This is a genomic window from Paenibacillus sp. Y280, assembly GCF_056786335.1.
In genome coordinates this window covers 37,743-61,587 of sequence record NZ_JBXCIW010000029.1, presented here as the reverse complement: position 1 = coordinate 61,587, position 23,845 = coordinate 37,743, and the positions used below count along the sequence as shown (strand labels likewise).

Below are 23,845 nucleotides of genomic sequence, written 5' to 3'. Positions count from 1 at the left end.
GCGTTCGTCCTGAGCCAGGATCAAACTCTCCAAATGGAAGTTTTCGCTTCGACGCGATGTCGAAGAGAAAGCTTCAAGTGTTTGAAATGCTCATTACTTTTTATCGCTTTTTCTTACGATTCGTTAAAATCGCAAGGGCAGTTATTACTCGTTGTTCAGTTTTCAAAGAGCAATCTTTTCTTTCGTGTCGGCCGTGTGTCTCATTGGCGACTTTTATAATATATCACAGATGCCCAAGTTAATGCAAGTAATTTTTTTATTTCTTTTTTTGAAGCTTGTTTACTTACTCTTGGCGCGAGAACTAATGTAGCATATAATCGCTTCTCGCGTCAACCTTTTAGCCAAACCTTTTTTGTATAGTCCTACACTACCACCCATTGAAGGCCGACAATTAAGGCTATTCCAGGAACGCCTAAAGTAAGCACCGTACCAATCGTAACGGGATTCAGCGGAATATACATACCCGGCACCGCCTCGGAGTAGTTCAGCACATACAATAACCCCGCTGCCAAAACAAGGTGAAGCGCAAATCCGCGAAGCATACCCCACGTAAGCTTATTTCTTAATAAGACGACTGCCAATAAAAGGCTAGATACAATAAATACCGACAACCAAATTGTTTTCATTTCATTACTCCTCTCCAGGCTGGCCAGTTATTGCTTGTACGCTTCGCCAAGCGAAGCAGCATATCATATCTCTTTTCGGCTGTAATCATGCAGTAAATGGCGTAATCGATTTGATCCTTACCGTGTGCGTAATTAAAATAGCGATTCGCGTTCTCCCATTCTCGGTGCGCTTCAGCTATTTCGATTCGAATTTCATCCATTTGTTTAACCTCTTTTTCCAAGGTCGCCTGATGCTTGTTCTTCAAACGAATCCCTCCCGCATGTCCGATGTCCATACCGTTCTTTACTATATGTATAGGCTTGGACATCGGAATAGAACGAGATCTTGAGAGATTGCTAGCCCATCTAGAGAAAGCAAAAAGGCGACAGGTGAGAATATTCTCGACCTGTCGCCCTTTATTGTGCTTACCGCTAGTTTATTTCCCGTCGGCCTTCCAACGCTTTGGAAAGTGTAACCTCATCCGCATACTCAAGATCGCCGCCAACAGGCAATCCATGTGCAATCCGCGTCACACGAATGCCAAATGGTTTGATAAGCCTCGATAAATACATCGCTGTCGCTTCGCCTTCAATGTTCGGGTTAGTTGCCAGTATGAGCTCCTGTACTCGTTCATCGCTTAACCTTCGCAACAGCTCTGCAATTCGAATTTCATCTGGTCCAATGCCCTCCATGGGAGAGATCGCGCCTTGCAGAACATGGTATTGCCCTTGGTAATCCTTCATCCGCTCTATAGCGATAAGATCCTTCGATTCTTGAACGACGCAAATGACAGAATTATCGCGAGACTTGTCTTGGCAAATTCTGCACGGATCGGTATCCGTAATGTTGCAGCAAACCGAGCAATAGAACAAATTGCGCTTAACGCTTACTAGCGCCTTCGCAAAATCTATGACGTCGTCTTCTTTCATTCGAAGCACATGGAACGCCAGACGGGCGGCCGTTTTGGGTCCTATACCCGGTAATCGCGTAAAAGCATCAATTAATTTCGCTATCGGTTCGGGGTAATACAAAACTAGGTACAGCTCCTTTCAAACGAAAGCGCGCGGTTCTTCTTAGAACAATCCTGGAATTTTCATTCCGCCTGTGAATTTGCCCATATCCTTGTTCGCCAGCTCATCCACTTTAGAAAGCGCGTCGTTAACTGCAGTAAGCACAAGATCTTGCAGCATTTCTACATCTTCTGGATCTACAGCTTCAGGTTTAATTGTAATGCTTAGCAGTTTCTTATGACCGTTTGCCGATACAGTAACGACACCGCCGCCTGCTGTTCCTTCAACTGTCTTTGTTTCAAGCTCTTCTTGCGCTTTCATCATTTGATCTTGCATCTTCTTCACTTGCTTCATCATTTGGTTCATGTTGTTCATTTGAAATCACCTCATCATTAGTATTTAATCGTTATCCTTCACAACTACTAAATCTTCCCCAAAAAGCTTAACGGCTTCTTCCACCCAAACAGGTCTGCTTGGGTTTTGCGGTGCATCAGAAGCCTCGGGCTCCAATTGAAGCGTCTCGGTCTTCTGCGCACTAGCGCCTTGTGCCGCAGCCTGCCAATCCTTCATCATGACCGTAACGATCCGGAACGGACCGCCAAGGACATCATGCATGACTTTCTCTATAATATCACGATTGGCTGGCTTTTCGGTCGTTTCCCGGTGCATCGTATTTTTGAATGCGACGAGTATCGCGTCATCGGCGGAAGCGACAGGCTCGCCATCCTTCAACCACGCGTGAACCGTTATTTTGGCTTCCTTCACGCCCTGCAGAACATCATTCCATTTCATGCGGAATTGATTGAATTCGGGACTGCCTGCCGACGCTAAGTAAGGATCGAGCTTAACGGAAGAGCGAGCTATGCCGCCCGATCCGCCAAACGAGCTGCGAACCGCGTTCGTGCGCGCCGCTTGCTTGCTGGCCGCATTGTCAGCGGAAGACGAACTCCCGCCAGCAGCTATGCCATTCTGCAGCGCTTGCTCCAGCTTGCGCTCAAGCGCTTCAACCTGCTGGCGCAATCGGGCCACTTCGGCTGATTGCACGCCAGTAGAAGCAGAGCCGGATGCAGCTCCTCCGCCTGAAGATTGTTCTTCACTCAGCGTACAGAGCTTCATCAGCGCTACCTCAAACAGCGTTTGCGGCTGCGATGCGTGCTTCAGCTCCACCTGATAGCGGTTCAGCGTATCGATCATCGCAAACAGTCGCCCAGCAGTAAAGGCTTCCGCCATCGCTTTAAAGCGTTCTGGATCAACGATCCGTTCCGTTGCGCCGCCTTGAGGAGCAAGCTTCATCACCAGCAAGTCACGGAAGTAATAGATCAAGTTCTCCATACATTTGTCCGCACTCTTGCCGGCCTGCATCAAGCTTTCCACAAGCGGCATAACCGACGCTACATTACGATCCTTAACAGCCTCAGCAAGCTGATAGAAATGATCAGCAGCCATGCCGCCGGTCACATCTACCGCTGCATCAAGCGTGATGCGGTCGCCGGCAAAAGCAGAAACCTGCTCAAGCAAGCTTATCGCATCCCGCATCCCGCCTTCCGACAGCCGCGCAATGTAAGCAATCGCGTCCTCGTCAGCCTGTATGCCTTCTTCGCGGCAAATCTTTAACAAGTGCGCCGTCTGCTCTTCCAGCGAAACCTGCCTAAAATCAAACCGCTGACAGCGCGAGATGATCGTAGCAGGCAGCTTATGCGGTTCAGTTGTCGCCAAGATAAAAATAACATGCCCCGGCGGCTCCTCCAATGTCTTGAGCAAGGCATTAAATGCCTCGGCCGTGAGCATATGTACTTCATCTATAATATAAACTTTGAACCGCACCTCTGAAGGGGCATATCGCACTTTATCTCGTATATCACGAATTTCATCAATACCGCGGTTGGATGCAGCATCTATCTCGATTACATCCATAATATGCCCAGCAGTAATCCCTATGCAAGCATCGCATTCATTACAGGGCTCTTCAGCTGGACCACGTTCGCAGTTAACCGCTTTCGCCAAAATTTTCGCGGCGCTGGTCTTGCCGGTCCCACGCGGACCATTAAAAAGATAAGCATGCGACACGCGCTGTTCGCGAATTGAATTTTGCAGCGTTTGGATAATATGCTGTTGACCAACCATGTCCTGAAACGTCTGCGGACGCCAGGCACGATATAAAGCGATATGTGACACGCAGACCTTTCCTTTCATGTTGCCTTTTCATTTCAAAATAGAATGGCTATTCCTCTATTATACAACAACTGTGTAGCAAGCAAAACTTTCTTTTGCCCGTCATAATGCTATGCAAACAAAAGATTCACAAACAAAAACACCTGCAATCGCTATTTCCGACAAAAACATCGAACAGCGTCCACAGGTGCTACTTTTGTATTTGGCATTCATTTAAAGAAGAAATTCAGTACCGTGCACCTACTCCTGATAAATGCGACCCAGGCGACATCCTTGCACTACAGCTCGAGTCAGGCACTCCCCCGGCACATGAACTAATTTGCTTATGGCTGCTTCCTTCCGGACCTGACCCGTTCACAAACGTCCATTGCGGAGGACCCAACCGTCAACACTGCTCGCAAGTGCCAAGACCCCATATCGGCATAACCTCAAATAGGAATTCAACCTCGCTACAGCGGATTGCGAGTTACAGGGCACCGCTACCTCCCCATCTAGCACGGCAAAAATAAGTATAGCCGATTACGAGGTAAAGCGCAACTCGTCCATAGACTTGGAAATAGATTACTGTTTTTTATCGTTTTACTTCCACATGTACCTTATAACGCGGCATATTATACTGTACCACCGACTGCGCCTTTGCGCGCAGCTGCTCTACTTGTCCGTCAGAAAGGTTATTTTTGGCGTTTAAATTCACATGCAGGTCTGTACCGTTAAAATAAATATTGGTGCGTTCAATGCCTGGAATAGGCTTTAGCACCTGCTCGATAAAATTGCCGTCCGCATTATAATTAAGGTATTCATAACGATTGGGCAAGTTTGGATTGCTGTTGGAGTAACCCATATATCCATCATGGCCATAAGTTTTAAGCCTGTTCTCCTGCTTGCTGTTGCCGCAGCCAGAGAGCGCTATGGCTAGAGCCACCACACATGTTGCCGTAATTGTTAATCGACTAAAGCTAAGCCGCTTATCCGAATCGAATGGTTTCTTATCCAATCAAAAAACCTCCCTTCTATCCAATAGGATGGCTGAGGGAGGCTCTTGTATTCTGCCAATTAAAGGCGGAACGACTTGTAGGATTAAATACCGTATTTCTTCTTGAAACGATCGACGCGGCCGCCAGCATCCAGGAACTTTTGCTTACCCGTGTAGAATGGGTGGCATTGGGAACAAACCTCTACGCGAAGGCTCGGTTTAATCGAACCAGTCTCGAAGGAATTTCCACAAGCGCAAGTTGCTGTAATGATGTGGTATGTCGGATGAATAGCTTGTTTCATCTCGTTCACCTCTTTCTGCCCTGAATCGCATGCGGACCCAGAGTTAAATCACACATCTCGGATTATAGCATGAACTGATTTGCTGTTGCAATGAATAATCGCTCATATGACAATATTAGATGAAATTACCGTTCACTGGGCACTTATTTTAACAGCGCGGCGGGCGGTACATGCGTATAGGAGCCGATGACAACATCAGGGAGCTCTTCCCTGAATATCTCCAGCATTTGCTTCATCCCGTAAATTTCACCCTGCGCCTTCGGAATAATCGCCAAATAGCTTTCTGGATCAATATTCAGGTTGCGCATTTGGATCAGCTTTAAGCCTGTGCGCTTCACAAATCCGATCATCGCTTCAATCTCTTCCTCGCGGTCTGTAACCCCTGGGAAAATTAAATAGTTGATGGATGTATAAACGCCTTTATCGGATGCATATTTGAGCGACTTCTCGACATTTTTCAACGTATAGCCGCGAGGCTTGTAATATGCATTGTAATGATCGTCAAGTGCGCTAATCGTACTCACACGCATCAGGTTAAGTCCTGCATCAACGATGGCACGCATGAAGTCCGTCAATCCAGCATTGGTGTTAATGTTAATGTAACCAAGCGAGGTTTGGCTGCGTACGCGCTTCATAGCTTCAACAATGATTTTTGCTTGCGTCGAGGGCTCGCCCTCGCAGCCTTGACCGAAGCTAATAATCGATTCCGGCTCGCGCAAGTGCTCCAGCATAATTTCGACAACCTCGTCGACTGTCGGTTTGAAGTTCATCCGTGTCTGTGGGGCCACAAAGCCGCTGTCATCGGGTTGCTCCGAAATACAGCCAAAGCAGCCCGCATTGCAAGAATAGGATACTGGCACCGCGCCTTCCCATCGTCCAAGAAAAGTGTTGGAAGAGGTTAAGCACTCATAGCCTAAAGCACAATTGGACAGATGCTTATACAGACGATTTTCCGGGTATTTCGCAAGTATACGCTCAACTTGAATACCTAGCTCACCACGATCGCAGTTAAGCGGATCCCATCTCTCTGGATCATCGCTCTGCTCCGCCGTAACATAGAAGTTGCCGTCTTTCCATACGACTGCCGTATAGCCAAACAACGGAAGCTTCTCGTTCTTATCTGCTTTCACATAGCCAGGCAAGCATAGACGAGTAAAGCCCTGCGGCAGCAAAGCGCCTACCGCTTGCGCTCCGCCAGGTATCACCTGCATTTCGCCCGTTTCCGGGTTAAGACCTATTGGCCTAGTGAAGGGCAAGCTAACTAACGTCGCTCCATTAGGAAGAGGAATCAATTCATCTTCCATAATTTCAACGATCATGTCGCCGCTTCTTCCTAAAGCCACAAATTCTGGATGGTCAAAAACATTTCCTTGTTCATCCGCATATACGAGATTCATGCTGTACTCCCTCCTGCGGTCTTACGATCCGTGCGTCGTTCTAGGCGTAGGACGCCTGCTGGTCGCTGTGGTGCTGCTTTTGATGCTGGAACGCTCCGGTTTCGCTTCTACCGTTGTATCTAGTGACATGAGGAACTGTTCATTGTTCTCGCTGTCCTTAAGCTTCTTCAAGAAATTATCGACATAGTCTGGCGTATCTGTCATCCCTCTGCGGATGGCCCATACCTTATCAAGCTCTTCCTTCGTCAAAAGCATCTCTTCGCGTCTAGTTCCTGATCTGCGCATATCTAGTGCAGGGAATATACGGCGCTCGGACAGCTTGCGATCCAAATGAAGCTCCATATTGCCAGTACCTTTAAATTCTTCATAAATGATATCATCCATACGCGAGCCCGTTTCAATCAGCGCAGTCGCAAGTATTGTCAAGCTGCCGCCCTCTTCAACGTTTCGCGCCGAGCCAAAGAACCGTTTCGGACGATGGAACGCTGCCGGATCGATACCGCCGCTTAGCGTTCGACCAGATGGAGGAATAACCAAGTTATACGCCCTAGCAAGACGAGTGATGCTGTCCATCAGAATCACAACATCCTTCTTGTGTTCAACAAGGCGAAGCGCACGCTCAAGCACAAGCTCAGCTACTTTAATATGATTTTCAGGCAGCTCATCGAACGTAGAGGCAATAACCTCTCCTTTGACGGAGCGCTGCATATCTGTAACTTCCTCGGGACGCTCATCAATGAGCAGAACGAACAGTTTGATATCGGGACGGTTTTCTGAAATACTGTGGGCGATTTCTTTGAGCAGCAATGTTTTCCCCGTCTTAGGAGGAGCAACAATGAGTCCGCGTTGACCGAGTCCTACAGGAGCGAGCAAATCCATCATTCGAGTGGACAGCTTCGACTGCGTCGTCTCAAGCACCAGCTTCTTTTCTGGATAAAGAGGAGTAAGCGCAGGAAAGTGTAGTCGTTCGGATGCTGTCTCAGGGTTTTCGCCGTTGACGGCATTTACCTGCAGCAAGCCAAAGTAGCGTTCATTCTCTTTCGGCGGACGGCATTTCCCGGATACAAGATCGCCGCTTCTGAGATCGAATCTGCGGATTTGTGAAGCTGAGATATAAATATCTTCCTTGCTCGGCAAATAGTTAATAGGTCGTAAAAATCCGAAGCCCTCTGACAAAATATCGAGTACGCCCTCCATAAACATGAGGCCGCTTTTCTCTGCCTGTGCGCGTAGAATAGCAAAAATCAATTCTTTCTTCTTAAGCGTTCCGTAGTACGGAACCTGAAATTGCTTCGCTAATTTGTATAGATCAGTCAATTTCATCTCTTCTAGATCGGCGATCTGAAGGTCTGTCATGTTCTCACCACTTTATTCAATTTTCATTATGATTTTTTTATATCTAGTAAAATCATAGGCTTGATTATCCATCATTGCCGAATTAGACGCCGTCTATTCCACAGCGTCCGCATCGTCCTGTTGCTTATGATGAAGCTTCCGTCTCACGCCATACATCAGCACCCAATCGGCGCAGATTCTCTACTAAATTATCATAACCTCGGTCAATATACTCGACGCCCGATATTTCGGTAACGCCTTCGTCAACAGTTAGCGCAGCAACAACAAGCGCAGCCCCTGCACGCAAATCAGCAGCCTTCACTTTAGCCGCATTAAGCTTTCCGCCCTCGATCACGGCCGAACGGCCTTCAACGCGAATGTCAGCTCCCATGCGCGTAAGCTCAGGAACATGTTTAAATCTAGTGCCATAAACATAATCGGTCAAAATGCTGACTCCGCTTGCTTGCGTAAGCAAGGTTGTCATAGGCGATTGAAGATCTGTAGGGAAACCAGGATATACGAGTGCTTTCACATCGATCGACGAATATTTTGGCGCTCCGATAATTCGGATCGATTCATCCATTTCAATGACTTGTACGCCCATTTCCTCGAGCTTAGCGGTCATCGCTTCCAAGTGCTTTGGAATAACATTATCAATAAGGACATCGCCGCGCGTTGCAGCAGCTGCAATCATATACGTACCAGCTTGGATTCGATCGGGAATAATGGAATGGCGGCAACCGTGAAGTTGATCGACTCCTTCAATACGAATCGTCTCAGTTCCGGCACCTTTTATTTTTGCGCCCATGGCATTTAGGAGAGTAGCTACATCTATAATTTCAGGCTCTTTTGCCGCGTTTTCGATAATCGTTAACCCCTTGGCCCGAGAGGCCGCAAGCATAATATTAATCGTTGCTCCAACGCTTGATACGTCGAGGTAAATTTTCGCACCGCGCAGCTGCTTGGCGGAAATTCGAATAGATCCATGGTCATTGGTTACCGTTGCTCCGAGTGCCTCAAAACCTTTAATATGTTGATCGATTGGCCTCGGCTCAAAATTACAGCCTCCCGGCAATCCTATTGTCGCTTCCCCGAACCTGCCTAGCATAGCTCCCATCAAGTAATAGGATGCACGCAATAACTTTACTTTCCCGTTCGGCATTGGCTTCGAGACTAGCTCGGAAGGATCAATGCGCATCATGTCGCCGTCGCGCTTTACGATTGCGCCAAGCTCCTGCAAAATCTCACTGTATACCGCTACATCACTTATGATAGGCAAATTATCTAATACTACTTCTGATTCTGCTAAAATAGCGGCAGGCACAAGCGCTACTGCGCTGTTCTTCGCCCCGCTGATTTGAACGGTACCGCTAAGCGGCCGTCCACCGCGTATCATCAATTTCTCCATCTAGTTATAGTTCCTCCCGTAGACTTGGAAGAGAATAAAGGAAAAAACGCCAAATCAAGCGAGTGTTAAGCTCACTTGCTATTTGAGGCGATTTAATACCTTTGCTCCTGTTATTACGCTTGGTTGTTGCTTCCGAACAAACGGATTGTTTCAAGCTCGTTCCATCTTATCATTCTGAGCCATTATAACATAATGCACCTTGGAATAGTAAAGCTCGTTTTGCCGCTTCCAGAAAATGCAAAAACGACATCGTCTTCCAACAAGCGACGATGCCGTTTATAAACTGAATTAAGAGCCTATTGCAAACCGATTGGTGGAATTGCCGCCTCGAAGCTGCATATTAACCGCAATTCGCATCTCATCGATGTCAAATGGCTTCGTAAAATGCATTAATGCCCCGAGATCTGTCGCTTCTTTAATCATATCCAACTCACCATAGGCGGTCATCATAATCACTTTAATATTACGGTCGATAGCCTTCACATGCTTTAAAATTTCTAAACCATCCATACCGGGTATTTTCATATCCAGCAGTACAAGATCCGGAGCATCGTTCTTCACGATTTCTAAAGCCAGCTTGCCATTAGACGCTTGGAACGTATTGTATCCCTCGCTGCTAAACACTTCCATAAGCAATACGCGAATACCGTTCTGATCATCAACGATCAACACTTTCTTCTTATCCAACTCCAAATCCCCCCGCGTCTGAGCTTGCTCCTATAAATGGCCAACTCTTCCATAATCGTTAATATATTCGCTTAAGTGGGTATATAATCCTTCTCGAATCGAGAAAAACTTATTAGATGTTGTTACAGAATATGTCATTGAACGAAATAACGATATTTTACTTCTCTTTTATTCGGAATAGTTTAGTGCAGCTTGAACAAATCCACGAAATAATGGTTGCGGACGGTTCGGTCTGGAAGTAAATTCTGGATGGAATTGAACGGCCAAGAACCAAGGATGGTCAGCCATTTCCACCATTTCAACGAGGCGTCCGTCCGGCGATGTTCCGGAAATGGTAAGGCCTGCCGATTCTATCGCTTCACGGTACTCATTGTTGAACTCATACCGATGACGATGACGCTCATATATGAGCTCGTCATTATATTCCTTTGCAGCAAGCGTATCAGGCTTGAGCTTGCAAGGGTACAGACCAAGGCGCATCGTGCCGCCCATATCTTCAATATCCTTCTGATCCGGCAGCAAGTCAATAACCGGATACGGCGTGGACGGATTAATTTCCGAGCTATTCGCGTTTGCTAGTCCAACCACGTTGCGAGCATGTTCAATTACAGCAACCTGCATCCCTAGACAAATACCAAAGAATGGAATCTTCTTCTCGCGAGCGTACTTAATAGCTGTAATCTTGCCTTCAATACCGCGATCGCCGAAGCCGCCTGGTACAAGAATACCGTGAACGCCGCTGAGCTGCTCGTCCACATTCTCTTCCGTCAGCTCGTCAGCATGCAGCCAGCGAATTTTAACGACGGAATCGGAAGCGATACCCGCATGCTCAAGCGATTCTACAATACTTAGGTAAGCATCGTGAAGCGCTACATATTTACCGACAATAGCGATTTCCGTTTTCTTATGAAGCGTTTTTACGCGCTGAACAAGACTTTCCCATTCGCGCATATCCGGCTGATCCGTTTTGAGCTTCAGATGGTTGACGACGATCTCGTCTAGACCTTCTTCGCGAAGCATCAAAGGCACTTCATATAATGTCGAAGCATCGCGGCATTCCACGACTGCATTCGCATCGATATCGCAGAACAAGCCGATCTTGCGTTTCAAGTCTTCAGCAAGCGGATGCTCCGTACGGCATACGATCACGTTCGGCTGAATGCCGATGCTGCGCAATTCCTTAACGCTATGCTGGGTCGGCTTCGTTTTCACTTCGCCTGCCGCTTTGATATAAGGAATAAGCGTAACGTGAATGTACATGACGTTGTCGCGGCCGATATCGCTCTTGATTTGACGGATCGCTTCAAGGAAAGGCAAGCTCTCGATATCGCCAACGGTGCCGCCGATTTCAGTAATAACGACATCAGAACCCGCTTCTTTGCCCGCGCGGAATACACGATCCTTGATTTCATTCGTAATGTGCGGGATGACCTGAACCGTTCCACCCAAATAGTCGCCACGGCGTTCTTTGGTAATGACGTTGGAATAGATTTTGCCGGATGTCACATTGTTGTTCTTCGACAGGTTAATATCGATGAACCGTTCATAGTGACCAAGATCCAAATCCGTTTCTGCGCCATCATCGGTGACGAATACTTCTCCGTGCTGGTATGGACTCATCGTTCCCGGGTCCACGTTAATGTAAGGATCAAACTTTTGAATCGTTACTTTGAGGCCCCTGTTCTTCAGCAATCGACCGAGCGAGGCTGCTGTTATCCCTTTGCCCAAGGACGACACTACGCCGCCGGTTACAAAAATATATTTGGTCACTGTGATGATACCCTCCAAGCTCCTATGGTTAATGTTTAGGTTTGCCCATTTACTCGATAAACATGGATGCAGATACACTCTGCCTATCCATCCAGTTTGTGGAAATGCATCCTGCAGATCCATCCCCCACAAACAAAAAAAGTGACACCCGTAGCAACGGGGCACTTTTCCTTTTTTGGCATATATAAAAATATAAGAAAGCATAAGTTATGAACATTATACTTTACCTATATTTCACCGCGGAACGAGTCCATGCCCCCAAAGGAGGGCATCAGCCGTTCACGCATGTATGCGTTATTTGTTAACCGAATCTTAAGCCCATGAGATAGTTTACTCTGCGCTTATAGGACCTGTCAAGAGAAACTGACAGGATGCGCCATACTCCTCCGCAAACGGCTTTCACCGTCTATTCAGGGCTTAGCTGGCACCACAGCAAAATGCAAGGCTGCATAAGCTTATCGCTTATACAGCCTTGCAAGTTTTGCTAACTATTTGTCGTCCTTGTCGCCATCCTCGAACTCTTCATCATCATCCGAATCATCTTCGTCATCCGCGTCCAATTCGCCGCCGACTTCTTCCTCGTCCAGCTCCTCGTCGTCGATGCCAACTTCCTCATCAACTTCCGCTTCCTCTTCAGCCTCTTCGAAATCCTCACGGTCTTCGTCGAATACGTCGTAGTCTTCTTCAGCCTCTGCGTAAGTATCCTCTTCCTCGTCAGCAAACACATCATCATCTTCGAGATCATCGTCATCGTTGATGATGCGCGTGCGCTTCGCATTGCCTACAGGATCTTCGGAACGCTCAACCGGATACCAGCGCTTCAGTCCCCACATGTTGCTGCCAACGCAAGCAAAACGGCCATCGATGTTGATTTCCGTATACACTTGGGCGATGAACTGGTTGATTCCGTCTGCGGAAAGACCGCGTATTTTAGCGATCTCCATCATTAGATCGCGATAGTAGTATGGGGTATTAGCCGCTTTCAGCACTTCAAAGGCCAAATCGACCATAGGCATTTCCTTCATACGTTCAGGATCCAGCTTTAACGTAAAATTGCTGCTGCTCATATGGACACATCCTCTCTTGCCATTCAAATTATGTACGCGTTCTTTCCATCTAAATGCAAGGACCGTGTACGATTTCCTCTTATACACCGCTCACATTTCTTTACTAAACGAGCGGCCGCTGCCAGAGGTTGGCACCCGTCGTTTACGCTAGTCAAAGTATAGTAAAACCTATTTCCTTCAAAAAAGCAAGCGGGCCGTATAGCTTGGACTTAAATGCAAAAAGCGAAAGGATAGTCCTTCCGCTTTGACTGTATCCATCCGGCCATGACACTAGGTAACGTACCTTGGACGTAAGAGCCCCTGAGAACTCTTTGTTCATCCTATGTCCCTTAACGATTTTTGACACGGTTTGAAGCCTAATTATGTTAAAAAAGGCAAGTGGCTCATGCGTTATGAATCGCTCGTTCATACAATAGTGCAGCATGGTCCGTCGGGAGGGGAAGCCAAGTTTGGACACCGCCGCTTTTATCCGTTTGCTGCAGGATACGATGGCTTGCACGGACGCAACGACCGTTAAGCGAATCGTTCGCTTTCAGCGTGCGAGCGACTACCGGCACTTCGTACAGCAAATATCACAGGTCGCTTCGTCAACATCGCCCAGAAAGAGCATTAGACAAATGCCCATCATTCGCGGAATATCTTGCCGATTGCCCGCCGAGGAAACGCTGGAGCGATTCTCAGGACGCGTGTGGATTGAAAGGGATTGCAAAATCAGCGTTCATGCCTCATCCTCACAAAAGTCTATTATTGTAGATAAAGGTATACCTTGGGGCGTTAATCAAATAAAAGCCCCGCAGGCATGGAGCACAACGACCGGCCATCGGGTTAAAGTAGGGGTCATTGATACGGGTGCTGACTTCAGCCATCCCGATCTTCGCCATTCTCTCTCGAGAGGCATCAACCTATTGAACCGCAGCATGCTCCCGCATGACGATAATGGTCATGGAACACATATTGCAGGAACGATAGCTGCAGCCAACCAGCTTCAGGGCATGATCGGCGTAGCACCGCGTGCGCTCCTCTCGCCAGTCAAGGCTTTTGACCATAATGGGAGCGCCTTTGTCTCCGACATCATTCTCGGAATCGAGTGGTGCATTCGGAATCGCATGAATGTCATCAACATGAGCTTCGGGATGAAGACAAGGAGCAAAGCACTGCTCGGCGCTGTCACGAACGCACATAATGCAGGCGTTATTATCGTAGCCTCCTCCGGCAATGATGGAAAAAAGAGATCTGTCGATTATCCCGCTCGCTATCCGCAGACAATAGCTGTTGGCGCAACGACCAAGCTGCGCCGAGTCGCTCCGTTCAGCAACCGCGGCACGCATATTGACGTATATGCGCCTGGCGACAAAATTGTGTCTGCTTGGCTTCGCGGCAAATACAACGAGATGAGCGGCACTTCAATGGCAACCTCGCATGTAAGCGGAGCGATTGCGCTGCTGCTTGCCCATAAGCCAGGGCTTTCGCCAAATGAAATCAAATCGATTATCAAACGCTCTGTGCAGCCCTTAAGAGGCAACAAAGCCCGCCGAACAATCGGCGAGCTTGATGTGATGAGCATGATGCAAGCCGTGGATAAATCATGAATCCACGGCTTGCTTTTGTATGACGAGAATTACATACGCTCCGGTGCGGAGACGCCAACTAGGCGCAGCACGTTAGCAATAGCGATGCGAACGGCGCCAAGCAATGCGAGGCGTGCTTGCGACTGCTCGGCATCCTCTGTGATGACGCGCTCTGCTCTATAGTAGCTGTGGAACAGCGATGCCAACTCATACACGTAGCGAATAAGACGATGCGGTGCATATTGCGTCGCCGCCTCGGTTACTTCCTGCGGCAGCTCGCCGATTTTGCGAAGCAGATCGAATTCTCCCTCTGCAACAAGCTTGCTAAAATCAATGGCATCGGTAGCTTTCAGTACAATGCCTTGCTCCTCTGCCTGTCTGAAAATGCTGCAAATCCGCGCATGCGCATATTGCACATAGAACACGGGATTCTCATTAGAAGTAGAGATCGCTAGGTCCATATCGAAATCAAGATGCGAATCCATGCTTCGCATAGAGAAGAAGTAACGAATGGCGTCGATACCAACCTCGTCCATGAGGTCCTCCATCGTAACCGCTTTGCCCGTACGCTTCGACATTTTCATTTTCTCGCCGTTTTGGAACAGGCTGACCATTTGAGCAATCAACACCGTCAATTTTTTCGGATCATTGCCGAGTGCTTCCATAGCTGCCTTTACTCGCGGGATATAACCATGGTGATCTGCACCCCAAATGTTGATCATCTGGTCGAAGCCGCGGCTGTATTTGTCGCGGTGATACGCGATATCAGGCGTCAAATAAGTGTATGAGCCGTCATTTTTCACGAGCACGCGGTTTTTGTCATCGCCAAACGTCATCGTCGAAAGCCATGTTGCGCCCTCTTCTTCATAGACATGACCTGTCGCTTTCAGCGCTTCTAGCCCTTGCTCCACTTGCCCGCTCTCATAGAGGGCCGTTTCACTGTACCATACGTCAAAGCCTACGCGGAATCTGCCGAGATCGCGCTTGATCTTGTCGAGCTCCCGCTCCAGGCCGAACTGGCGGAAAAACGTAAACCGTTCTTGATCTGGAAGCTCCAGCAACTTATCTCCCTCTTGTTCAACGAGCAGCTTAGCGAAGCCGATAATGTCCTCGCCATAGTAGCCGTCCTCCGGCATTTCCGCTGCTTGTCCAAGCGCTTGGCGGTAACGGGCCTCGATAGACACAGCCAGGTTCTCTACTTGTTTGCCGGCATCATTAATATAGTACTCGCGCGTGACGTCATAGCCGGCATAGTCGAGCACATTGCACAAAGCATCGCCAACCGCCGCGCCGCGCGCATGTCCAAGATGCAGGCTGCCTGTAGGATTCGCGCTTACGAACTCTACCTGGACGCGTTTGCCGTTGCCATCTAAAGTCCGTCCATAGTTTTCTCCCTCTTCAAGCGCAGCGCTCACTACCGGATATAGGTAGCTGTTGTCCATTCGGAAGTTAATGAACCCCGGGCCCGCAATTTCAGCCGATTGGATTGAAGCTTGCTTCGTATCCAGATGGGCAATGATCGCTTCCGCGATTTGGCGGGGATTTTTCTTAGCCAGCTTTGTTAGCTGCATAGCGGCATTAGTAGCCAAATCACCATGCGACTTATCCTTCGGGACCTCAATCACAAATGCAGGAAGCTCTTCCCGCGCCGCAAGGCCAGCAGCCACAGCAGCATCGGCAATCGCCGCTTTAACCTGCTCATACATTTTTTCTAGCACATTTGAATTCATTGATTTCGTTCCTCCTGTATATGGAGCCGTATATGGAAACGGCCCGACAATTGTTCACCTACGTGCATCTCGTACTCCCACTCCAGCGTAAAAGGCAGCTCCGTTGGCAGCGTCTCAGCAACTGTACTTGTCCCATCGCCATTCGGTATCTGCAGCGACAGCTGCATCGTATCCGTCTCAAGCGAGAAATTCGTCATCGCCGAGTGGTAGCGGCCAGTCCGCCTGAGCCCGGGCACAAATAGCTGCTCCGATTCGATGACGCCTCGCCTTGTGATGGACAGCTCGCCTTGTCGATATTTCACAAGCGTCCGCACCTCGCCAGCACTCGGTTCGCCCTCAACTGACGGCTCGCTGTAGCGGATAAAGATAGACCGTTCCTTGCGAAACCATTCGCCCGCATAAGCGTGGATGTGCGAGCTTCCGTCCTGCACGCTCTCCAAAGTAATTCGCACTTTCCTGCTTTCAGCCATCATCTTACTCCTGTTCAGTCTAATCTTATGTAACTACTATATACAGGAAGCCTCGCAATTTCAACGCTAGAGCGCGGTTAAGTTGTTGTATACGGCACAATTACCCGCCATGCCTCCACCCGATCCTCAAGCGTCCTCATCTTTGGTGTCGGGATGGGACTAGAGGACGGCAGCTTAAGCAGGGCGATATTTTTGAAGCTTTCATGACCGCGATAAAACTTATGAAAGGTGTCGTATGCTTTGCTTCCGTTAAAAGCGAAGCAGCGCAGCTCCGGATATTTTGCTAAAAGCTCTGGCAGCTTTTGCGGCACTTCCCCGCGTATATTTACATCCAGACTGCCTTCCCGCTCGCAAGATTCTATAACATCCCACAGCGCAAGGCGATGCTCTTTCAAGAAGGCGAGACGATTCTCATAGACTGGATCGGCATCGGAATCATTAAACAAACGATAGATAATGCGCCACATAAAATTTTGCGGATGTCCATAAAATTGCTGATGCTCCAGCGATTTCACGCTCGGCGCCGTCCCTAGAATAAGCACGCGCGCACGCTCATCGATAACCGGCGGAAACGAATAGATACGCATGGTTATTCCTCCTTATGTTCGTTCTCGCTGCTGCCGCTGCGACTTATTATGAGTTAAGTCCAGCCTAGATCATACGGGCACAACCGCCGCATGCAGCGAAAAAGACGCTTTCCGCTAACGTTACGCGGAAAACGTCTTTTTATCAACGCAGGTCGATTACTTGACAGGTATTTTAATCTTTTGGCCCGGATAGATCTTATTCGGGTTGTTCAGCTTATTGTAGCTCGCTAATTTCTGCCACGTCGTTCCGTGCTTGATGGCAATGGCATAGAGCGTATCGCCTGACTTGACCGTATATACAGCCTCTTGAGGCGTCTGAGGCACAGTCACAACCGGCTTCTCAGGCTCTGTAGGCTTAACTTCCGGCTTTGTAGGCTTAGCTTTCGGTTCTGAAGGCTTAACTTCCGGCTCAGCCGGCTTCACTACGGCCTTCGCACTAAGGTCAAGCTTGAACTCCGCATAGCCGTCCTCTGTATCTGCCGCAAAGGCGATCAGCTTGTTCGCCTCATCCGCGGTCTTCGCTTCCGGCGATGTTTTGAAGGTAACATTCACCGTATCATTGATTGGAGCAAGCGACCAGTTGCCATCCGCAGAGGGATTGATCGTTTTGTTGTTACGAATGTAATCAATGACGACCTGACGGTTCTCGTCTGGTGAGGCGAGAATGATTCGTTTGCCATCCGGGTTAGCGAATTTGCTGGAGGAAGCGCGGTAGTTGTTGGAAGCAACCACGAACTTTTGATCCTCTTTAATCGGCTTGGCGTCAAACTGCAAATTGAGGATCCGCTTCGCGCCCTCGTTCTTAAGCACGCCATTCGCTTCATACTTCGGCGGCTGCGTAACATCGATCTGATAAGTCACGCCGTCGATCACATCGAAGTTATACGTCGGAAAGTCATTATTGATAAGCGCTTGCTTCTCCTTGCTCGCAGAATCGATCTGCAGGAACTGGCCTGCCGACCACTCGAGCCATTCTCTAAGCTCCGCTCCCGTAACGAGCACGGCATTTACCGTATTGGAGTACAAATACAAGTCGGCAACGTTCTTAATCGCTATGTCGCCTGCTTTAATATTCGTGTAGTAGTTCGCCCCTTGACGGCCGCCCGCTTTGAACGGCGCGCCTGCCGAAAGCACGGGAATGCCCTCGTATTCCGTTCCTTGCAGCTGCTTCTCGATATACCATTTCTGCGCATTCGTGACGATTTGGATGGAAGGATCATCTTGAATGAGCGCAAACCAGCTATTGATGGATGCTGTCGTCTTGCCGACAGGTCCCCGTACATACGCCAGCGTATTCTCATGATCCTCCTTCACCGCATCTACGACGGCTTGATCTGCATCTACAAGCGGCTTCTTGTTCACCGTATCGAAGATAGGCTTAACCGCGGTCTTCGAATCAGCAACCGTCCACTTTCCGTCCTTCTTCTCAAGCGTAAGATCTATAATGCCGAGATTATTTCCCCAGAAGCCCGGCTCCACGGAAGGGACGCCGTTGATCGTTCCTTTGGCGAGGTCAACGCCTGTTTTCCCTTCAAACGATTTGTCAGGGAACACCTTATGCGCATGCCCGAACAAAATGGCGTTAATGCCTGCAACCTTGCTCAAATAGAGCACCGAGTTTTCCATCAGCGGCGTTTGCGGAATATCCTCAAAGCCAGAGTGCGGAATCGCAACAATGATATCCGCTCCCTTCGCCTTCATTTCCGGTACATACTTCTCGGCCGTCTTCACGATATCTTTGACGACTACCTTCCCTTCCAAATGCGCTTTATCCCATTGTGTAATTTGAGGAGGAATAAAGCCGATTACGCCTACCTTCAACGTATGCTTCGCGCCGGATCCGTCTGTTACTTCCTTATCAAGAATCAAGTATGGCTTAAACAAATTGACGTCGTTCGATTCGTCTTTATCGCCGTCCGCCTTATAAATATTTGCATTTACATAAGGGAAGTCTGCCCCGGCAAGCGCATTTTCTAAAAACTCCAAACCATAATTGAATTCATGATTGCCTAAGTTGCCTGCATCATAACCAAGTAAATTCATTGCCTTATAGACAGGATGCGTCTCGCCCTGCTTCAGCTTATCAACCGTGGCGACATAATCGCCCAGCGGATTCCCTTGAATCAAGTCGCCGTTATCGAACAATAGGCTGTTCGGGGCTTCTCCACGCGCTTTCTTGATGAGCGATGCCGTCTTAGCCAGTCCGTATTCATCAGTAGGCTTGTCCGCAAAATAATCGTAGTTCATCATGTTCACATGCAGATCCGATGTTTCCATAATACGCAGCTGGACGGTACCTCCTCCACTTGATTCCGCCGCCATTACCGTGAGCGGCATAGCCGCAAGACTGACGGAAACAGCCGCTGCCAAGCTTGCCTTCCACATCGATTTGTAGGTTTTCGCCAACAAAAACTCCTCCTCAATTTCTCTTCTGTTTCTAGTATTCCCATGCATAAACTTGATGTTCCATTGTTTACCTTCATTATAATAATTTAATTATTCAGAATTGTCATGCGATTAATTTGTCGAATATTGTAGAATTTGTCGAATCTATTATAAATAACGCGAAAAGGCTTCGCCCTAACCGGATTTACCGGTTGGGCGAAGCCTCTTCACTATAAATAGAATTTATTTCAAAAATCCTAGCAGCATCTCGCGGATGACTTTCGCCGCAACGATCTGCGTTTGCTCAGTTGGATCATAAGCAGGAGCTACCTCAACGAGATCGAAGCCAACGATATTAACGCCTGAACGCGCAATCGCATGCACCGATTCGATGAGCTCCTTCGACGTAATGCCGCCCGCTTCCGCTGTACCTGTACCAGGCGCTGCGGATGGATCAAGCACATCGATATCGATCGTCAAGTAAACCGGACGGCCTTCGAGTTCAGGAAGCACCTTCTTCAGCGGCTCCAAAACCTCGAACGGATGGAAGTTGATGTTCTCCCGTGCGAATTGCCATTCCTCGCGTGAGCCCGAACGGATACCGAATTGGTAAATGTTCTGTCCGCCCATTAGACCGGCAGCTTTGCGCAGCGGCGTCGAGTGAGACAGAGGCTCGCCTTCATACGACTCACGGAGATCGGCGTGAGCGTCGAAGTGGATGATCGCAAGATCCGGATACTTCTTGTACACCTCTTGGAAAATCGGCCAAGAAACAAGATGCTCGCCGCCGAGTCCAACAGGGATTTTGCCGTCGTCCAGAACGCCGCGAACGAATTCACCGATGATTTCCAAGCTGCGCGCTGCATTTCCGAATGGAAGCAGCAGGTCGCCGGCATCGAAATATTCAATATCTTCAAGGCTGCGATCTAAGTAAGGGCTGTATTCTTCAAGTCCAATCGACACCTCGCGAATGCGAGGAGGGCCAAAGCGCGAGCCTGGACGGAAGCTTACCGTGAAATCCATCGGCATGCCGTAGATAACCGCTTTGGAAGCTTCATAGTTGTCAGAGCTCAGGATGAAGACATTGCCTGAATATTTTTGATCCAATTTCATGAGGCTTGTCCTCTCTTTCATAACATAAGCCGCTTATTACTTAATAAGATCCTCAACGAACTTAGGAAGCACGAATGCTGCCTTGTGAAGACGCGGCGTGTAGTATTTTGTATCGATTTCTGGAATAGCTGTCTCGTCAACAGCTGTTGGATCGTACTTTTTGCTGCCCATCGTGAACGTCCATAGACCGCTTGGGTAAGTCGGAATGTTCGCGCCGTATACACGAACGATCGGGAATACTTCCTTCACGTCTTTGTTTACGCTTTGGATAAGGTCAGCCTTGAACCAAGGGTTGTCCGTTTGCGCTACAAAGATGCCGTCTTCCTTCAAGGACTCGTAGATGCCTTGGTAGAAGCCTTTCGTGAATAGGTTTGCAGCAGGGCCGACCGGCTCTGTCGAGTCCACCATAATGACATCGTATGTGTTTTTATGATCATGAATATGCATGAAGCCGTCGTTCACAAGCACTTCAACTCGCGGGTTGTCGAGCTCGCCAGCGATGGTTGGCAAATATTTTTTGGAGTATTCAATAACTTTTCCGTCAATGTCGACTAGAACAGCCTTCTTCACCTTCGGGTGTTTCATCACTTCACGAATGACGCCGCCGTCTCCGCCGCCAACTACAAGCACGTACTCCGGATTCGGATGCGTAAAAAGAACAGGATGCGCAACCATCTCGTGGTAAACGAACTCATCCTTAACCGTTGTCATAACCATGCCGTCAAGGACAAGCATCGTTCCGAACTCTTCTGTTTCGATCATATCAAGCTGTTGAAAATCCGTTTGTTCATTAACATACGTTTTCGTAATCTTCGCCGTAATGCCGAAGCTGTCCGTTTGTTTTTCCGTATACCACAATTCCATGTCGAAAATCCCTTCTTTCCTTCAATCGTTCATCGTAATTATAGTAAATTAGGCCAAAAAAGCAACCTTTTCGACCCTTTATACAAAAATTTAATGATCCGCCGGCTCTGCGTGAATAGGGTGTTCCCCGTTTTTCCATACTAAGGAAAAGTGAAGCTATGCGCTGAAGGGAGCCCGCTCCATGAAAAAGCCTTCCAACCAGCAGGGCAAGCCAAGACGCCGTCCTGCTTTTCCTATAATGACCGAGAGGTTCCTTCCCCAATTCTTGAAAATAAAAAAGTGGCTGCGTTGGACTGCCGCCGCATTCACTCTAATGGTGCTCATCATGGTGGGCACGCTTATTTACTTGCGCATGCAGACGCTGCCTGTCGCTGCCATCAGCCAGACATCCCAAATGCTCGATCTGCAAGGCAACGTCATCGACACCTTCCATGCTGGCGAGAATCGCCGCTCGGTTCAGCTGTCGGATATTTCCCATTACGTTGTTGAAGCAACGCTGGCAATTGAGGATCGCCGCTTCTACGATCATCGCGGCTTCGATATGAAGGGGATGGCGCGCGCCGTTATGGTGAACGTTCAGAGCTTCTCCGCGCGACAAGGGGCGAGCACCCTCACTCAACAGCTTGCACGCAATCTGTATTTGACGCATGAGCGAACCTGGCAGCGCAAAATGAAGGAAGCGATGTATACCGTTCAGCTCGAAATGAGCTACTCCAAGGATGAAATTCTCGGCATGTACCTGAATCAAATTTATTACGGCCATGGCTCCTACGGCATTGAAGCCGCTGCGATGATGTATTTCAATAAGCATGCTTCCGAGCTCTCGCTTGCAGAAAGCGCCATGCTCGCCGGCATTCCGAAGGGGCCAAAATATTATTCCCCCTATTTGAATATGAAAAACGCCAAGGACCGTCAGCTTACCATTTTGCAGGCGATGCTCGAAGGCGGCTCCATCACGTCTAAGCAGAAGGATGCCGCTTATGCAGAGGTGCTAAGCTTCCAAACGCTCGGCTCTGGCGAGCAAGAGGGTTTCGCGCCGTACTTTCGTGATTATATAAGGTATATAGCTGTCGACAAGCTAGGCATCAACGAGCATTTGCTCAACGAGGGCGGCATTACGATCTATACGACGCTTGATCCGGAAGCCCAAGCGACAGCCGAAGAGGTCATTGCGGATGGGATTCCAGAAAGCTCGGAGCAGCAGGCCGCGCTTATTGCCATCGATCCGCGCAACGGTTATATCAAAGCGATGGTCGGCGGCAGAAACTACAAGAAGAACCAGTACAACCGCGTATTTGCCAAAACGCGCCAGCCTGGCTCCTCCTTTAAAGCTTTCTTGTATTTAACTGCCCTGCAGAGCGGATATATGTCGCCTATGACGCGATACAAGAGCGAGCCGACCGTGTTCACTTATGATGAAGGCCGCAAGACATACGAGCCTCGCAACTACGGCGATAAGTATTTGAATGAGTTAATCGATATGCGGAAGGCGCTGGCAAGCTCCGATAATATTTACGCCGTCAATACAATCATGACCGTTGGCGCTGATAAAGTCATTGAAACCGCGCGGAAGCTCGGCATTGAGAGTCCCATGCAGCCGGTTCCCTCCCTCGCGCTTGGCACCTTCCCGGTCAGCCCGTTTGAAATGGCCTCCGCCTTCGGCACGTTCGCAAATGGCGGCATTCATGAGGAGCCAATCGCGATTATTCGGATCGAGGACCGCAAGGGCCAAATCTTATATGAAGCGGAGCATAAATCCGAGCAAGCAGTGACTGCAGCGGAGGCATATGTGATGACCAGCTTAATGGAGAGCGTCTTCGAGGAAGGCGGCACCGCATTCCGGGTCTCTTCTATTATTAAGCGGCCTGTTGCAGGCAAGACAGGCACGACGCCTGCGGATGCATGGCTGGTGGGCTATACACCCGAGCTGGCGACAGCCGTATGGGTTGGCTACGATAAGGATCGCAAGCTAACCGTTGCCGAGGCTTATCGCGCTGCGCCCATATTCGCCAAGTTTACCGAACAGGCGCTTGCCTCCGTACCGCCTAAGATCTTCCCGATTCCGGAAGGCGTCGTGACGGTGTACATCGATCCGACCAGCGGGAAGCTGGCGGAGAGCAGCTGTCCGAACAAGAGACTAGAAGCTTTCCTAAGCGGGACGGAGCCTACTGAGGTATGCGGCGAGCCAGCGGGCGAGGACGGCAGCGATTCTGCGGGAGATGGAGCAAAGGCGGGCCGCCGTTCTTGGTGGACGGATTTGAAGCGCTGGTGGACAGACTAAAGAGTCCGCTTCTTTCATATCCTATAGAGGCTGCCGCTCTTGCCGATGCCATGACCTTCGCACATTTTTGTCCGATTTATGATCAAAAAGTGAATTTTCTTTGAACAAAAGCATAATGTT

The 23,845-nt window shown here is 48.8% G+C and carries 21 protein-coding genes and 1 other RNA gene; 2 read left to right on the top strand and 20 right to left on the bottom strand.

Annotated elements, in window-relative coordinates:
- Nucleotides 1-362 precede the first annotated feature (362 nt).
- From AC1TPC_RS24420 to rpoE, 14 genes are all read right to left on the bottom strand, one after another.
- Complete coding sequence (locus AC1TPC_RS24420) at nt 363-626, bottom strand: pro-sigmaK processing inhibitor BofA family protein (RefSeq protein ID WP_482069351.1); 264 nt, start codon at nt 624-626, stop codon at nt 363-365.
- A complete protein-coding gene (locus AC1TPC_RS24415) occupies nt 623-871 on the bottom strand; it encodes a DUF2508 family protein (protein ID WP_482069350.1) in 249 nt (82 codons plus the stop codon). The genes AC1TPC_RS24420 and AC1TPC_RS24415 overlap by 4 nt, the downstream gene beginning before the upstream one ends.
- 166 nt (nt 872-1,037) lie before the next feature.
- On the bottom strand, nt 1,038-1,637 hold the full coding sequence (gene recR, locus AC1TPC_RS24410) for a recombination mediator RecR (protein WP_482069349.1): 600 nt from the start codon (nt 1,635-1,637) through the stop codon (nt 1,038-1,040).
- 42 nt (nt 1,638-1,679) lie between these two features.
- The gene (locus AC1TPC_RS24405) at nt 1,680-1,991 is read right to left on the bottom strand and encodes a YbaB/EbfC family nucleoid-associated protein (RefSeq protein ID WP_053373263.1); all 312 of its coding nucleotides are present in this window, start codon (nt 1,989-1,991) and stop codon (nt 1,680-1,682) included.
- A 24-nt stretch (nt 1,992-2,015) separates the two neighbouring features.
- Nucleotides 2,016-3,791, bottom strand: a complete 1,776-nt coding sequence (gene dnaX / locus AC1TPC_RS24400) for a DNA polymerase III subunit gamma/tau (protein ID WP_482069348.1) — start codon at nt 3,789-3,791, stop codon at nt 2,016-2,018.
- Nucleotides 3,792-4,020: 229 nt separating this feature from the next.
- Nucleotides 4,021-4,288, bottom strand: an RNA gene (ffs, locus tag AC1TPC_RS24395) — signal recognition particle sRNA large type.
- A gap of 71 nt (nt 4,289-4,359) precedes the next feature.
- Nucleotides 4,360-4,782, bottom strand: coding sequence for a hypothetical protein (locus tag AC1TPC_RS24390; RefSeq protein ID WP_482069347.1), 423 nt, complete (start codon nt 4,780-4,782; stop codon nt 4,360-4,362).
- A gap of 83 nt (nt 4,783-4,865) precedes the next feature.
- Nucleotides 4,866-5,063: a 50S ribosomal protein L31 gene (gene rpmE / locus AC1TPC_RS24385; protein WP_053373265.1), complete on the bottom strand. Its 198-nt coding sequence runs from the start codon at nt 5,061-5,063 to the stop codon at nt 4,866-4,868.
- Nucleotides 5,064-5,206: 143 nt separating this feature from the next.
- Entirely contained in the window at nt 5,207-6,460 is a 1,254-nt protein-coding gene (locus AC1TPC_RS24380; RefSeq protein ID WP_482069346.1) for a radical SAM family protein, read from the bottom strand.
- Between the two features lie 21 nt (nt 6,461-6,481).
- Nucleotides 6,482-7,816 carry a transcription termination factor Rho gene (rho, locus tag AC1TPC_RS24375; RefSeq protein WP_482069345.1) on the bottom strand — a complete coding sequence of 445 codons (1,335 nt, stop codon included), beginning with the start codon at nt 7,814-7,816 and terminating at the stop codon, nt 6,482-6,484.
- Between the two features lie 124 nt (nt 7,817-7,940).
- The gene (locus AC1TPC_RS24370; RefSeq protein WP_482069344.1) at nt 7,941-9,203 is read right to left on the bottom strand and encodes a UDP-N-acetylglucosamine 1-carboxyvinyltransferase; all 1,263 of its coding nucleotides are present in this window, start codon (nt 9,201-9,203) and stop codon (nt 7,941-7,943) included.
- A gap of 288 nt (nt 9,204-9,491) precedes the next feature.
- Nucleotides 9,492-9,890, bottom strand: coding sequence for a response regulator (locus tag AC1TPC_RS24365; protein ID WP_482069343.1), 399 nt, complete (start codon nt 9,888-9,890; stop codon nt 9,492-9,494).
- Nucleotides 9,891-10,058: 168 nt separating this feature from the next.
- Entirely contained in the window at nt 10,059-11,660 is a 1,602-nt protein-coding gene (locus tag AC1TPC_RS24360) for a CTP synthase (protein WP_482069342.1), read from the bottom strand.
- Nucleotides 11,661-12,148: 488 nt separating this feature from the next.
- The gene (rpoE, locus tag AC1TPC_RS24355; protein WP_482069341.1) at nt 12,149-12,727 is read right to left on the bottom strand and encodes a DNA-directed RNA polymerase subunit delta; all 579 of its coding nucleotides are present in this window, start codon (nt 12,725-12,727) and stop codon (nt 12,149-12,151) included.
- Nucleotides 12,728-13,176: 449 nt separating this feature from the next.
- On the opposite strand from rpoE, the gene AC1TPC_RS24350 reads away from it, so the two are divergent.
- Nucleotides 13,177-14,316 carry a S8 family peptidase gene (locus AC1TPC_RS24350; RefSeq protein ID WP_482069340.1) on the top strand — a complete coding sequence of 380 codons (1,140 nt, stop codon included), beginning with the start codon at nt 13,177-13,179 and terminating at the stop codon, nt 14,314-14,316.
- A gap of 29 nt (nt 14,317-14,345) precedes the next feature.
- Here AC1TPC_RS24350 and argS read toward each other — a convergent pair whose 3' ends face one another.
- The 6 genes from argS to speE form a co-directional block, all read right to left on the bottom strand.
- Nucleotides 14,346-16,025 carry an arginine--tRNA ligase gene (argS, locus tag AC1TPC_RS24345; protein WP_482069339.1) on the bottom strand — a complete coding sequence of 560 codons (1,680 nt, stop codon included), beginning with the start codon at nt 16,023-16,025 and terminating at the stop codon, nt 14,346-14,348.
- Nucleotides 16,022-16,498 (bottom strand): YwiB family protein, encoded by a 477-nt coding sequence (locus tag AC1TPC_RS24340; protein ID WP_482069338.1) that lies wholly within the window; start codon nt 16,496-16,498, stop codon nt 16,022-16,024. The genes argS and AC1TPC_RS24340 overlap by 4 nt, the downstream gene beginning before the upstream one ends.
- A gap of 74 nt (nt 16,499-16,572) precedes the next feature.
- A complete protein-coding gene (locus tag AC1TPC_RS24335) occupies nt 16,573-17,082 on the bottom strand; it encodes a DNA-deoxyinosine glycosylase (RefSeq protein ID WP_482069337.1) in 510 nt (169 codons plus the stop codon).
- 156 nt (nt 17,083-17,238) lie between these two features.
- On the bottom strand, nt 17,239-19,467 hold the full coding sequence (locus tag AC1TPC_RS24330; RefSeq protein WP_482069354.1) for a bifunctional 2',3'-cyclic-nucleotide 2'-phosphodiesterase/3'-nucleotidase: 2,229 nt from the start codon (nt 19,465-19,467) through the stop codon (nt 17,239-17,241).
- Between the two features lie 243 nt (nt 19,468-19,710).
- Complete coding sequence (gene speB, locus AC1TPC_RS24325; protein WP_482069336.1) at nt 19,711-20,580, bottom strand: agmatinase; 870 nt, start codon at nt 20,578-20,580, stop codon at nt 19,711-19,713.
- A gap of 36 nt (nt 20,581-20,616) precedes the next feature.
- Nucleotides 20,617-21,444, bottom strand: a complete 828-nt coding sequence (gene speE, locus AC1TPC_RS24320) for a polyamine aminopropyltransferase (RefSeq protein WP_482069335.1) — start codon at nt 21,442-21,444, stop codon at nt 20,617-20,619.
- A 181-nt stretch (nt 21,445-21,625) separates the two neighbouring features.
- On the opposite strand from speE, the gene AC1TPC_RS24315 reads away from it, so the two are divergent.
- Nucleotides 21,626-23,725 carry a transglycosylase domain-containing protein gene (locus tag AC1TPC_RS24315; protein ID WP_482069334.1) on the top strand — a complete coding sequence of 700 codons (2,100 nt, stop codon included), beginning with the start codon at nt 21,626-21,628 and terminating at the stop codon, nt 23,723-23,725.
- Nucleotides 23,726-23,845: the final 120 nt, after the last annotated feature.